The sequence below is a fragment of the Siphonobacter sp. BAB-5405 genome (assembly GCF_002872335.1).
Lineage (GTDB): Bacteria > Bacteroidota > Bacteroidia > Cytophagales > Spirosomataceae > Siphonobacter.
Map to the genome: position 1 here is coordinate 67,960 of NZ_NJAG01000042.1, position 13,466 is coordinate 81,425.

Sequence of the window (13,466 nt, forward strand, 5' to 3'; positions counted from 1 at the left end):
GTCTTAAAAGGTGATGTTGGTTCCGATGGAAAACACGCGTTGCTGGGGGTAGAACCCGGCCTGTACGACGCTGGGCGTTTCCGGATCGGCGTATTTGATTTTGTCGAAGGTCAGCAAGTTGGATCCTGCCGCGTAGAATCGCCACTGCTGAATTTTCAGTCGACTCAGAAAGTCTTTGGGCAGTGAATAGCCAATCTGCAAGGATTTCAGCCGCAGGTAACTACCGTCCCGCACGAAGAAGGAGTTCTGATACCCGTTCTGGTTGGTCAGTCCGGCTTTGTTAGCCGTCAACCGTGGGTATTTAGCGTCAGGATTATCCGGTCGCCAGGAGTCTTCCACCAAAAAGTACGGACTGTTTCCATTACCCGCAAACGTCTGCGTATAGACTGTGTTGCCCTGTACACCGCTGTTGTACACGCCCGCCAGAATTACGTTGGAGCGAGCCGCTCCCTGCAGCAGGGCGGAGAAATCGAAGGGGCCGTATCCCGCCTGCAAGTTCAGACCGTACATAATCTCGGGCGTGTTGCTGCGACCGATGCGGGTCACGTCCTGCTCGAACGAGATTTTGCCGTCGCCGTTCAAATCCACATACTTCACGTAACCCGGAGCACCCGGACCGTAGGGAAAACTTGGTCCGCGATCCACTTCTTCCTGCGTTTGATACAGTCCATCCACCAGGAATCCAAACTTCGTATTCACGGGATGCCCTACCCGCCGCTGAGCTGCCGGAGCATTCACGGATTCATTAATCCGCAGGACGCGGTTGTGAGCGTAGGTGAAGTTTCCAATGATCTTGTAGGAAAGCTTATTGTGCTTCTTGCTGTAGGCCAGTTGTAGATCTACACCCCGGTTATCCACCTTACCCGCGTTAACCGTGGAAGCGAAGTTCCCGCCCACGGAAGGAGCATACACGCCACTTTGTCCCGTGAGAATATTAGAAGTTACCTTGTAGAAATAATCCACTTCCAGGCTCAGATTGCTATTCCAAAGCCCCAGTTCGATACCACCATTGTACATGGTGGCTTCCTCCCAGGTGATTCTAGGATTGGCCGGAGCCGTATTGTACAAAGTCGAAACCACCTGATTACCGATAGCTACCGTAGGCGTCGTACGAAGCTGGAAGGAATTCAGGTACTGGTAAATACCGACGACATCATTCCCTAGTTTACCCGCCGATAGGCGAAGTTTGAAAAAGTTGATCGGGGTATTCAGCGGTTGCCAGAAGTTCTCTTTACTCAACACCCAGCCCAGCGATGCTGAAGGGAAAAAGCCCCAGCGGGTACTCTCCGGGAAGTTAACCGAGGCATCGTAGCGAGCGGCTACTTCGAATAGATACTTGTCGTCATAAGTGTAGTTGACCCGACCTACGTAACCACCCCGCTTGTACTGCGTGCTGCTGCCGGTAGCGGCCCGCAGATCCTCGGCGGCCTTACTACCAAAGTTGATATCCAGCAGATCGGTGATGGGGAAGTTCCGAGCCTGAGCCCCGAAACCGTTGGTACCCCATCCCGAATATTCATAGAGTAACAGACCGTTGAAGGCATTTTTACCGAAGGTTCGGTCATACAGGATGGAAGGTTGAAAAGTCGTCCGATAGCTGTGGGAGTAATCCTGAATGAGGTTGTTGACGTTGTAGGCACTCATCCGGGCGGGCGTCCAGAGCCAGCCGTTGGCGTTACGGTTCCGCACGGCCAGCATCGCCGGTTCCACGAAGGTTTTTACTTCCGTAATCGTCTTGTCGTAACTCACCAGTAAACGAGCCTGAAGTCCCTGTACACCGGGGATTTTCACGTTCATGGATAAGTTACCGTTGAAGGTAGTAGCCTCGGCATTCCGATTTCCAATGTCATTCACGGCCACGATGGGGTTTCCGACGCCCGCATCGGTATTACCACCGACGGGTAAACCCGCGGGATTGAACATCGGCAGATTCGGCTGCATCCGCTGGGCCAGAATGAATGGGTTTTGATAGTTCTGGTCCGTGGGTGCCAGAGCCGGATTCATCCGATCTTCCATCCGAACGGTCAGGTCCAGCCGCGTGGAGATAAAATCGTTGACATCGGCGTCGATATTGGTCCGGACGTTGTAGCGTTTATAATTCGTGTTCTTGATGACCCCGTTCTGGTTCCAGTACCCCAGCGTCGTGAAGTACCGAACGCGATCCGTACCGCCATTGACGGAGACGTTGTGGTACTGGCTGACGCTCGTATTATTGGTCAGCATACCCACCCAATCCGTATTGCCAAGAAACTCCGACTGATTGGTACCATTGGCCAAAGACGCAATTTCTTCGTCGGTATACGTCAGAGCAAAGGGCGTTTTTCCCTGCGAAACGAGGTACTGATTATCCAGTTCTTCAGCCCGTTTGTACCACCGCATGTAATCCGGCCCGTTCAGGAATTTGGGGAATCGGGTATTCGTATTTTGGGAGAAATTGGTTTCGTAGGTAATCGTTGGTTTACCCGTTTTACCGCGTTTCGTGGTAATCAGAATGACCCCGTTGGCGGCCCGGGCTCCGTAAACGGCTGCCGCCGAAGCATCTTTCAATACGCTGACGGTTTCAATTTCATTCGGATCCAGGGCAGTGAAGGGACGTTCAATGCCGTCCACGATCACCAGCGGAGCATTGCTACCCGTGGTACTGATGCCGCGTACGTTGATAGTGGCGTTGTCGGCTCCGGGCTGACCGTAGGGTTGCGTAACGATGACCCCCGGTAAGCGGCCCGCCAGTACGTTCGAAACATTCAGCGGGGGAGCCTGTTTCAACTGATCGGCTCCAATCTGAGCGACAGAGCCCGTCAGGGTGGAACGCCGTTGCTGGGAGTAGCCGACGACCACGACCTGATCGAGTTCCTGCGAGGAAGAGGTTAAGGAGATATTGATTTGGGATCGGTTCTGTACGGCAATTTCCTGCCCCTGATACCCGATCGATGAAAAAACCAGTACGGCATTTTCGGGAACATTGGGCAGGGAATACTCCCCGCTCCGATTGGTCGTCACGCCCTGCGAGGTATTTTTTATGACGACGTTGACGCCCGGCAGCGGTTCACCCGTGGTCGCGTCGCTTACTTTTCCCTGAACGGTCAACGCAGCCATCAGGGGCATGGTCAGGGAGGTCGCCGAAATGCGTTCGGACCGCGAAAGATTCGTCAGATTCTCGAGCGGAACGAACTTGTTCGGCAAGAGGTTGACGGCCGAAGTATTGGATTTCTTCTCTTCCGAAACGATGTAAAACGAGTCGCTTACCTTTTTAAAAGTCAGGCCATACGGTTTCAGCAACTGTTCCAGGGTTTGTTCGAGGGAAGTATATTTTCGAAAATCCTTCACCCGTTTTTTACTGACCAGTTCAGGGTTGTACAAAATCGAAACTTTGTACTGCTTTTCCACTTCCTGCAAGCGATGCTCCAGACTCTGGCCGCTCGCCGATGCTTCCCGAACCTGTTCCTGACCCGCCCGAACGATTTCCTGAGCCCGTACACCCGGTGGGCCGCAGAGGTACATGAAGGCGGGCAGTCCATACAAAAGTGTAATACGTTTTTTCATCGAAACATGAATTAGTGTGGTACCAATCAAGACATAGAATTCCTGGGGATGTCCTGGGAGGGAAATCCGAACGCGTACGAATGCTAAAGGGATGATTTATCGGGACTGATCCGTGAGGTAGATGCGGCCTTCCTCCTGACGAATACTGACTTTGCAGGCTTCGGCGATGCCTTCTAATAATACGTTTACATCATTGGTGGGCAGCGAGCCCGACATACGACGGTCAAGCAGGGATGCCTTTTCTACGTTGACACGATAGCCGTAGGTGTCTTCGAGTACTTCGGTGAGTTCTTTTAAGGACGTATTTCGGAGAATAAGTTTGTGATCTTTCCAGGCTGAATACAGCGAGGCGTCTACTTGTTTCAGGGTGTAATTTTCAGGGATACGGGCAAATTCAACCAGCTGACCGGGTTTGAGTACAATGGAATCGGCCTGAGCTTTTTCGTTGATTAGACACTGTACTTTGCCTTCATTCAGTACTACCCGCGTTTTGGCTTTCCGGCGGCTGACGGTAAACTGCGTCCCGAGTACGTTCACCCGGAAGTTATCGGCCGTTACGACGCTAAAGCGGCGATGGTCTTTGGTATGGACTACTTTAAAATACGCTTCGCCCGTGAGTTGTACCTCCCGATTTCCCGTCCATTGCTGCGGATACGAAAGACTCGAATTTCCGTTCAGCGTTACTTCCGAACCATCGGGCAAGGTAAACGTACGCGTCTGTCCGTAACCCGTTTTCTGTACTAACATGGGAACCGAGGCTTCGGACGTGGCTGGAGCGTTACGGCTTACGTAAAACCAGAGTGTAGCCAGAGCGAGTACGGCTACCACACCAGCGGCCATTCGTCGCCAGCTTCGACGCAAGGGCACGACGGGCGTTTCCTCTTCCGGTTCAGCTGGGTCGAGGCGACTTTGCATCTGATTCAGCATTTTCTCCTCCAGAGCCTGCCGGGCCTGCGTATCCAGCTGGTCGGTCAGCGAGGGGCGGTTTTCAAACTGATCATACCAAACGTCGAGTTCGGTACGCTCGGCTGGCGTGGCCTGCCCCCTTTGTACTTGCTGTAACAGAAAAGTGAGTCGTTCCTGAGTCATGCGGTTGGTTACGTAAGCCAGCGGATTCCCTGCGTAGGCTTTCTATTCGGTAAGTCACACAAGTCGAAAACTTCCGCCAAAAGCGAAGCAAAAATTTTTAAATTATTTTTCAGTATCCTGATTATCAGAAGAAATTTTCACTAATTAAAGAAGGTAAGCTCATGCTCAGCCCAGCAGATGAGCGGCCAGCAAAAGCATAAACAGATGCTCTTTCAGGTGAAGACGCAGTAGTTTCAGAGCTTTAGCCATCTGTTTTTCGACCGTGTCGATTGGGAGTTCCAGGAGCTGGGCAATTTCCCGGTAGGTGTAATGCTCCTGTCGACTTAGCTCGTACACCCGCCGGTATTTTTCGGGGAGCTGGGCCACGCCGGCATCAAGGGCTCGTTGCAGTTCTTCGTAATACAGCTGATCTTCTACAAGGTTCGCCTCGTAGTCGCCCCGCTGTAGCAGATAATCCAAATGAGCTTTTTTTGTCAGCAAGGAACGGATGTAGTTATAAATCCGGTAGCGAAGGGCGGTAAAGAGGTAGATTTCCAGGGAAGTCGTAATTTCCAGGTGCTGGCGTTTGGACCAGAGATCCAGAAATAATTCCTGAACGATCTCCTCACAGTCCTCACGAGTCTGTACCCGCCGGTACGCGGAATCATAAAGCCGACGCCAGTATTTTCGGTACAAGAGCTCAAAAGCAGAACGATCGTCCTGCTTGAGCAGGGCGATCAGCGATTCATCGGTATGAGGAGATTGAATCTGAATAAGCAGAGGATCAGTTGTTTATCGATTAAGCTGGCAATATAAAATTCCCTTTCCAGAAATACACGGCTTGGGCGTTATTAAATCGTTATGCCTTTCCCTGGCTAGCTTTTAACTCCTAAAATAGCTCAGATGTAAATGGTGTTTCATTAGTATATTATCATTGGTCACTTTACTTACAACATACGCAACAGCGTTCCTTCTAAACTCTTGACACAATTTACTTATATTAGGACGATTTTTTACCGTCAAGTTCATCCCCCATAACTTTAAAACCCTATCTGAAGTACCCATGGCTTCTTCTATCTCAGATGCAGACCTTTCTGGTTTAGCCGCCTATCTGTTTACCCGTCGGGAAGCCATCCTCAACCATTGGCGTAACCAATGCGAACAGGATACTACCCTACTCAATGTTTCTGGCCTGGCCCGCGAAGAATTCAACAATATGATTCCGCTCTTATTGACGATTCTTCACCAACGTCTTTTAAAGGAGCCAGAGGGTAATGACCCTATCGAAATTGCCGCCGCTCATGGCCTGCATCGCTGGCAAAAAGGCTGACGTTAAAGAATTTACTGGCTGAGATCAATTACCTCTACGCGGGCGTACTTCGGGAGCTTCAATTGTACCGGGAATTTTATCCGGACAGTAATGCCGACGTACTGATCGCGGGCTATCAGGAAGTGGATCGTCTGAAAACCGAAACCATGCTGGGTAGTGTGCGGGAATACGATCAGCAACAGCAGATCGCCGCCGCCAGCCGGGCCAATCGCCTCCAGTACACGCTAGATCAGTTGCAGGAAATGACGCGTCTTCGGGGGGATTTACTACGGACTTCCTCGCATGACCTCAAAAGCAGTTTTGGCGTCGTTCGTAGTGCTGCCATTTTGCTGGATCAAGCCGAAAAACCCGAGGAAGAACGGACTAAGTTACTGCAAATGCTAAATCGCAATCTAGGCAATATCCACGAGATGTTACAGCAGCTCACGGATTTATCCCGCCTGGAAGCAGGCTATGAGGTACTTGACCTTCAGCGTTTTGATGCTTCGCAACTCCTCAACGAGCTTGTTGAAAGTGCCCAGCCGCTGGCGACCGAGAAAGGCCTGATCTTACGGGCGGATGGTCCGCCGGAATTACTGGTTTCGAACGACTCCGTCAAGATTCACCGCATTGTTCAGAATCTGCTTCTGAATGCTATCAAATACACCCAAACGGGGATCGTTTCCGTTTCCTGGTCCAAAGAAGGTGACTTCCGATGGTACATCAGTGTGCAGGATAGCGGTCCGGGTTTGTCCGATGGGCTCGCTACTTTGTTTTCCAAACAACTGATGCCCAAGGCAGAAGAGTCAGGCGTGCTTGAGCGGGATCTTTCGGAGGTCGATGAGGTTCCTAACTTTACGAGTGAAGAGCTCAATCATGCCACTTCCCAAGGCCTGCCCGTTAGCGAAGGTGTAGGTTTACTGATTGTGAAACGCCTCTGCGAATTACTGGGTGGTATGATGGAGATTGAATCCATTCCCAACGTAGGCACGCTTTTCCGGATTCGTCTCCAGCTCGATTATAAATCCTAAGCCCAGTTATGGGCCCTTCCCCTAGCTATCACGCTCCGTTTCCTTTATGCATTCGCCTGGAAACGGAGCGTGGCGTATGCTTCTCTTTCCGCCCGATTTTTCCCTGTGTCGCTCGATCTGAGGTTTAATGCCGCTGAGCTGGAATGTTTTTTTCTTTGCGTATAGAGTGATCGTTAAAAATGGAATTTCATAAGGGCTCCGTCCCCCACGATCTGCCACGTATTCAGTCATCAACCAATCCTCGATATGAAAGAAAAACTCTCATTCAAAGGCATCTGGGAGGTTTTGAAAAATGCCTTTTCCGGATTCTCGGACGACAAAGTCACGAAACTTGGGGCGTCCCTCTCCTATTACACGGTGTTTTCCATGGGGCCGCTCATCATTGTGATCATTTCGCTGTGCGGTATTTTTCTGGGCCGTGAAGCCGTGGAAGGGCAGATTTACGAAACCCTCAACGGATTTCTGGGCAAGGAATCAGCTCTGCAATTACAGGATATTGTGAAAAAAGCGGCCGTCAGTGGTAAGAGTAATATGGCCGCCGTGATTGGTTTTGGCACGCTGCTGCTGGGGGCAACGACGGTATTCGCGGAAATTCAGGATTCGATCAATACCATCTGGGGAATCCGGGCGAAGCCGAAGAAAGGCTGGCTGAAAATGATTCAGAATCGTTTTCTTTCTTTTTCCGTGATTGTGAGTTTAGCTTTTATCCTGCTGGTTTCCCTGGCCGTTACCTCTGTACTCGATGGAATCAGTGGCCGCCTGCAAGCTCGCTTTTCGGATGTATCCGTTATTGCCTTTTATATTGTTAATCAGCTGATTACCTTCGCCGTTATTTCGATCATCTTTGGTGTGGTATTCAAGGTTTTACCCGATGCCAAAATCAAATGGAAGGACGTACGGGCGGGTGCCATGGTAACGGCAGTGTTGTTTATGATCGGGAAATTTGGTATTTCCTTCTATATCGGTCAGAGCGACGTGGGCGGTACCTACGGAGCCGCTGGATCATTGGTTATTGTGTTGCTTTGGGCCTATTACTCTTCCCTGATTCTGTACTTCGGAGCCGAATTTACGAAGGCTTACGCCATTAAATATGGTTCAGCCATCCACCCGAGTGAGTATGCTGTAACGATCAAAGAGGTGCAGGTGGAAGCGGGAAGCAAATCCATTCAGCAAACGGAGAAAGAGAAGGTTGTTTCGTAATTATATAATCATCAATATTTTCCCAGGGTTGTAACCCTGGGCTACGAAAATGGAACCCCGCTGGGGTTCTTTTTTGTACTCACCCAACCACCCTCAAACCGTTCAACCATTTTCATACTTTCAAACCCGTTCAAACCTCAAACCCTCTTCAAACCTCCACTCCTCAAGCCCCCGGCGGCTCCTTCAAAGCCAGACTGATGAGTTCAGCCGTATTTTTAACGCCTGCTTTTCGAAGAATACTCGCCCGCTGGTTGGCTACGGTGTTCGGACTGGTATCGAATCGGCGGGCGATTTCCTGATTACTCAGACCTTCCGTCAAACAACCCAGTACCTGAGCTTCGCGGCTGGTCAGTTTATTCCAGATCGATGGATTCGTAGCTACATCTACGCGAGCTTTGGGCTTGGCCAGTACCAGTTGTTTGATAATGACGCTTGAGGCCGAAGGCGGATAGTATAGATCGCCCGCTGCTACGGTACGGATGGCCTGAAGAATTTCCTCATCGTCCGTATCTTTCAGCAAGTAACCCGACGCTCCATACTGCACGGCACTGAGAATGTAATCCGGATGATTGTGCATACTGAAAATCAGCACTTTCACCTGAGGAAACTGCTGAGCCGTCATGCGGCTGACTTCAATGCCCGAAAGTCGCGGCATGGTAATATCCAGCAATAACACGTCAGGGTGAAGCTGGGGTAGCAGTTCCAGAGCCTCGTCGCCGTCGGCGGCTTCGCCCACAATTTGCAGGTCCGTTTCGTCTTCCAGTAAGGTACGAATACCCTTTCGTACCATCGAGTGATCATCCGCAATCAGAATTCGTATCGCCATCGTTTTTGGTTTAGCCTAGCGGCAAATATATTTCAATACAGGTTCCTTTTCCGGGTACAGAATGCAGTTGAAACGTAGCTTGCAGGAGTTGAGCCCGTGTTTGCATGTTTTCCAGTCCGCTCCCTTCGCGGGCAGGTGTTTCGGCGATGCCCACGCCATCGTCCTCAATACGCAGGGTTACGGCCTTGGGCTGGTAATGCAAAACTAAGGCAATCTCCCCGGCTTTGGCATGTTTAAGAGCATTGGTGATAGCTTCCTGAGCAATGCGGTACAGGGCAATTTCCTGAGCCGGTGCCAGTCGCTTTTCCTCGCCCTGCTGTTCAAAACGAATCGTACAACTAGCCGATTTTCTGAGCTGATCAGCCAGTAACTGCAAGGAAGCCGCCAATCCGTAATCGCCCAGCAGAGTCGGCATCAGGTTATGCGAAATCTGCCGGGTAGTCTGGATGATGAGCTGAATGGATTCCACCAGTTCATCGGCCCGCTGCCGTTGCCGCTCTTCGGGAAAGGATACTTTTCGAAATTTAGCCGCCTGCAGGTACAGGCCCGTCAGCATTTGCCCGATCCCATCGTGCAGTTCGCGGGCGAAGCGGCGGCGTTCCTCCTCCTGCCCTTCCAGCAAAGCCGCCGAGCGGATATGGTCTTCCGTTCGTTGCAACGCATGTTGTTCATCGCTAAGCCGCAGTACTTCTTCCTGCGTCGTGCGTAACTCTTCGTTCGCTACGGCCAGTTGTTCATTACTCGCCTGCAGAGCCTCTTCCGACTGCGTCAGTTGACGAATGACCTGCTTAGTATACTGCACCACGGGCCGAAATACGAACAGGCCTTCCAGCAACAGCGTTAGTAAGGTCGCTAGTGTCAGTATGCTTTCTAGCCGTTCCAGTTCGTTGACACGGGCCGTACTTTCCGCGTCAAACTGGAAAACGAGGGCGTTCATCCGCTGGAGAAAGACGGGTTCCTGCTTCAGCAATTCCGTCAACGTCTGTCGTTGCTGATCCGGCGTTTGTCCCGGCGTATTTACCCGAACGAAGCTTTGGTACATGGCCTGAAATACGGGTTCCAGTTGCTGAAACATCCGGTCAATCGTTGGACTCCGGCGTACGGTGTATTCCTTTTCCATGACCAGTACCCCCGCCTTCAGCTGTTCATGACTCGTTTTCAGGCTTTGCAGCAGTGAGTCATACAATACCGAATCGGCACTGGGCAGGGGGGCTAAACGCAGCAAAGCCAGCTTGGTAAGTCGCTGGCTAAGCATTCGCTGACGACCGGCTACATTCAGTACCCGGCTGTCGGCATAGTGCGTATGGATGGTTTGACGAATGAACCATAAGCCCCCGATACTCAGCAGGGCAATGACGTGCAGGGCCAGCAGATAATAACGGGTCAGACGGCGGGCTACCTGCCGGTCGAGTGCATTCATACTTCAATATACACCTGACCGTCGATGATTTGAATGGGAAACGTGGAAATCTGGTAGTGTTCGTCGGTCAGACACTGGCCCGTTTGCAGGGAAAACGTCTTTTTATGAAACGGACACGCCACTTTCGGTTCCTCGCCCTGACTGCCGATCATGCCCCGCGAAAGCACCATCTGCTGCCGGTGGGGACACTGGTTGTCGGTGGCGTACCACTCGTTAGTGCGGGAAAAATTGAAAATGGCAATCTGCCGACCGTCGATGAGTACGCAGGCTCCGCCGTCGGCGGGAACGTCTTCTACACGGCAGGCCCGGTGCCAGGTGGTTACGGGAGAAAGTACTTCCATGAGTGAAACGGGATGAACGTATAACAGTGAATACCTGGGTTTATTTCCATTCTTTGGCCTGAACCTGCGTCCGTAAGGGGGCAAATTCCAGCGTGGGATCTTTCTGTTCCGGAGCGTTTACGAAGTGGGTAAACCGCTTGCGTAATTCGGGGTTCTCCACGACTTCTTTCCATTCGCACTGGTACATCTGGATCAATTGCTGCATTTCCGCTTCCAGATCAGCCACGATGCCTAATACGTCGTCCACGACAACGGCTTTGAGGTAACTCATACCGCCTTCCAGCTTGTTGAGCCAGGTGGCCGTACGCGTCAGCGGATCGGCGGTTTTGATGTAGAACATCAGGAAACGGTCGATCAGCCGGATACACGTTTCTTTATCCACGTCCGCCGCCAGTAACTGGGCGTGCTGGGGCTTGGAGCCACCGTTGCCGCCCACGTAGAGATTCCAGCCCTTTTCGGTCGCAATGATGCCGAAATCCTTGCTCTGGGCTTCGGCACATTCCCGAATACAGCCCGAGACGCCCGATTTGAATTTGTGCGGAGCCCGAACGCCTTTGTACCGTTCTTCAAGTTCGATGGCGAACGATACCGAGTCCTGTACCCCAAACCGGCACCAGGTCGATCCGACGCAGCTTTTTACCGTACGCAAAGCTTTCCCATAGGCGTGACCACTCTCAAAACCAGCGGCGATGAGTTCTTCCCAGATGTAGGGTAAATCGCCGACGTGAGCCCCGAATAGATCAATCCGCTGGCCACCCGTAATTTTGGTGTACAGGTTGTATCGCTTGGCGACCTGACCGATCACAATCAGCTTGTCGGGCGTGATTTCACCGCCAGGAATCCGGGGTACGACTGAGTAACTACCGCCCTTCTGAATATTCGCCAGGAAACGGTCATTGGAATCCTGAATCACCGCCCGACCCTGTTCGAGTACGTTTTCATTCCACAAACTGGCCAGTACCGAAGCCACCAGGGGCTTACAGGTTTCGCAGCCGTGGCCCTTTCCGAAGTGATCGAGTACGGAATTGTACGTCTTGAGTTTATTAATCCGGATCAGGTCCAGTAATTCCTGACGGGTATAGTCGAAGTGTTCACAGATGATGTTTCGCACGTATACCCCCTGCTGTTTCTGTACCGCCTGAATGAGGTCTTTGACCATCGGCGTACAGCCCCCGCAACCCGTACAGGCTTTGGTACTCTTTTTCAGGGCATCGACGGAGGTATGTCCGTTTTCGGAAATTTCGTGACAGAGCTGGGCTTTCGTGATGGCTTCGCAGGAACAGATCAGGGCATCGTCGGGCAGGCTCATGACGCCGGCACCCGCTTCTTCGCCACCCCGCGAGCCCAGAATCAGGTCTTCCGGATTGGGCGGCAGAACCGTCTGGTTTTTGCAGGTTTGCAGCAGCATGTTGTATTGCTCGGCTTCGCCAACCAGAATGCCGCCCAGCAGCGTTTTGCCATCCGAACTCACGTTGATGCGTTTGTAGATGCCTTTGGCTTTGTTTTCGTAGGCAATGGTCTGGCAGTCGGGTTCCTGAGCGAAGGGATTACCGAAGCTGGCCACATCGACGCCAATGAGTTTAAGCTTGGTGGAAAGATCGTAGGGTTTAAATTCCTTGCTTTCGCCCACCAGCTGAGAAGCCACTACGTCGGCCATTTCGTATCCCGGAGCCACCAGTCCGTAAATCATCTGATGCACCAGGGCACATTCCCCAATCGCAAAAATGGACGTATCAGAGGTTTGCAGGCAGTTATTCACCAGAATACCGCCCCGGGGGTGCGTTTCCAGTCCGGCTACTTTCGCCAGCTCGTCGCGGGGACGAATCCCGGCGGAAATGATGAGCATATCCACGTCAAGTACCGAACCATCGGCGAACTGCATGCCTTCGATGGTTTCCGTTCCCAGCAGGCATTGCGTGGACTTGGACAAATGAATCTGTAAGCCCAGGGATGATAATTTGCGTTGCAGAATGCCCGATCCCGCTTCATCAATCTGACGCGGCATCAACCGGGGAGCAAATTCGACCACGTGGCTTCCGCCAGACCTAAATCCAGCAGGGCTTTGCGGCTTCCAGACCCAGCAAACCGCCGCCGAGTACGGCTCCTTTTTTTGCCTTCCGGGCGTAGGACTGAATCAGGTCCAAATCTTCGAGTGTACGATAGACGAATACACCATCTTTTTCCACGCCTTCCAGCGGCGGCACGAAAGCTCCGGAACCCGTTGCCAGCACCAGATAATCGTAGGGAACGACCAGACCGTGGTGCGAGCGAACCTGCTTGCGTTCCCGGTCAATGTCCACCACCGGATCCGATAAATATAGCTCGATTCCGTTTTCCCGGTACCAGTTCAGTGGTGCCATCGAAAGATCGTCGGCGGTTTTCCCGGCAAAGTATTCACTTAAGTGGACGCGGTCGTAGGCAACGCGGGACTCTTCCCCAAATACCGTTACCCGAAACGCGGATCCTTTTTTTGCCTTGGCCAGGAGTTTCTCACAAAACTTGTAGCCGACCATGCCATTGCCAATGACGACTACCCGTACTTCTGTTTGTGGATTCATAGTTGTTTTTAACTATTTAACTAGTACAAGCCCGTTGTATCTTTGAACATTTCCAAGAAACCACCCCCGTGCTCTCTCTTTTGATACGGTCAAAAATAAATCGTCAAAAACACAAATCCTAATATTTTCTTTTACAAATAGTTATTTTTAAAACCTATTTTTAATGTTTT

The 13,466-nt window shown here is 51.6% G+C and carries 9 protein-coding genes and 1 pseudogene; 3 read left to right on the forward strand and 7 right to left on the reverse strand.

From position 1 onward, the window contains the following. Positions 1–3: 3 nt before the first annotated feature. The 3 genes from BWI97_RS21720 to BWI97_RS21730 all read right to left on the reverse strand — a co-directional run bounded on the left by BWI97_RS21720 (position 4) and on the right by BWI97_RS21730 (position 5,307). A complete protein-coding gene (locus tag BWI97_RS21720; protein ID WP_102202779.1) occupies positions 4–3,543 on the reverse strand; it encodes a SusC/RagA family TonB-linked outer membrane protein in 3,540 nt (1,179 codons plus the stop codon). A 96-nt stretch (positions 3,544–3,639) separates the two neighbouring features. Beyond that, positions 3,640–4,632, reverse strand: a complete 993-nt coding sequence (locus BWI97_RS21725; protein WP_102202780.1) for a FecR family protein — start codon at positions 4,630–4,632, stop codon at positions 3,640–3,642. 165 nt (positions 4,633–4,797) lie between these two features. After that, a complete protein-coding gene (locus tag BWI97_RS21730) occupies positions 4,798–5,307 on the reverse strand; it encodes an RNA polymerase sigma-70 factor (protein ID WP_158242816.1) in 510 nt (169 codons plus the stop codon). 367 nt (positions 5,308–5,674) lie between these two features. On the opposite strand from BWI97_RS21730, the gene BWI97_RS21735 reads away from it, so the two are divergent. From BWI97_RS21735 to BWI97_RS21745, 3 genes are all read left to right on the forward strand, one after another. After that, positions 5,675–5,941 carry a hypothetical protein gene (locus BWI97_RS21735; protein ID WP_102202782.1) on the forward strand — a complete coding sequence of 89 codons (267 nt, stop codon included), beginning with the start codon at positions 5,675–5,677 and terminating at the stop codon, positions 5,939–5,941. Between the two features lie 62 nt (positions 5,942–6,003). Next, complete coding sequence (locus BWI97_RS21740) at positions 6,004–6,951, forward strand: sensor histidine kinase KdpD (protein ID WP_102202783.1); 948 nt, start codon at positions 6,004–6,006, stop codon at positions 6,949–6,951. Between the two features lie 246 nt (positions 6,952–7,197). Further along, entirely contained in the window at positions 7,198–8,151 is a 954-nt protein-coding gene (locus BWI97_RS21745) for a YihY/virulence factor BrkB family protein (RefSeq protein ID WP_102202784.1), read from the forward strand. Positions 8,152–8,314: 163 nt separating this feature from the next. Here BWI97_RS21745 and BWI97_RS21750 read toward each other — a convergent pair whose 3' ends face one another. The 4 genes and pseudogenes from BWI97_RS21750 to nirB form a co-directional block, all read right to left on the reverse strand. Beyond that, the gene (locus BWI97_RS21750) at positions 8,315–8,977 is read right to left on the reverse strand and encodes a response regulator transcription factor (protein WP_102202785.1); all 663 of its coding nucleotides are present in this window, start codon (positions 8,975–8,977) and stop codon (positions 8,315–8,317) included. Positions 8,978–8,987: 10 nt separating this feature from the next. Further along, positions 8,988–10,397, reverse strand: a complete 1,410-nt coding sequence (locus BWI97_RS21755) for an ATP-binding protein (protein ID WP_102202786.1) — start codon at positions 10,395–10,397, stop codon at positions 8,988–8,990. Next, the gene (gene nirD / locus BWI97_RS21760; RefSeq protein WP_102202787.1) at positions 10,394–10,738 is read right to left on the reverse strand and encodes a nitrite reductase small subunit NirD; all 345 of its coding nucleotides are present in this window, start codon (positions 10,736–10,738) and stop codon (positions 10,394–10,396) included. Before nirD ends, BWI97_RS21755 begins: the two co-directional genes overlap by 4 nt. 40 nt (positions 10,739–10,778) lie before the next feature. After that, a pseudogene (gene nirB, locus BWI97_RS21765) lies at positions 10,779–13,251 on the reverse strand (nitrite reductase large subunit NirB). Between the last annotated feature and the right edge of the window lie 215 nt (positions 13,252–13,466).

Bases quoted from the DNA above. Each gene is read 5' to 3' on its own strand.
- BWI97_RS21755 (WP_102202786.1), bottom strand. From the start codon at position 10,397: ATGAATGCACTCGACCGGCAGGTAGCCCGCCGTCTGACCCGTTATTAT.
- BWI97_RS21735 (WP_102202782.1), top strand. From the start codon at position 5,675: ATGGCTTCTTCTATCTCAGATGCAGACCTTTCTGGTTTAGCCGCCTAT.
- BWI97_RS21720 (WP_102202779.1), bottom strand. From the start codon at position 3,543: ATGAAAAAACGTATTACACTTTTGTATGGACTGCCCGCCTTCATGTAC.
- BWI97_RS21725 (WP_102202780.1), bottom strand. From the start codon at position 4,632: ATGACTCAGGAACGACTCACTTTTCTGTTACAGCAAGTACAAAGGGGG.
- BWI97_RS21750 (WP_102202785.1), bottom strand. From the start codon at position 8,977: ATGGCGATACGAATTCTGATTGCGGATGATCACTCGATGGTACGAAAG.
- nirD (WP_102202787.1), bottom strand. From the start codon at position 10,738: ATGGAAGTACTTTCTCCCGTAACCACCTGGCACCGGGCCTGCCGTGTA.
- BWI97_RS21745 (WP_102202784.1), top strand. From the start codon at position 7,198: ATGAAAGAAAAACTCTCATTCAAAGGCATCTGGGAGGTTTTGAAAAAT.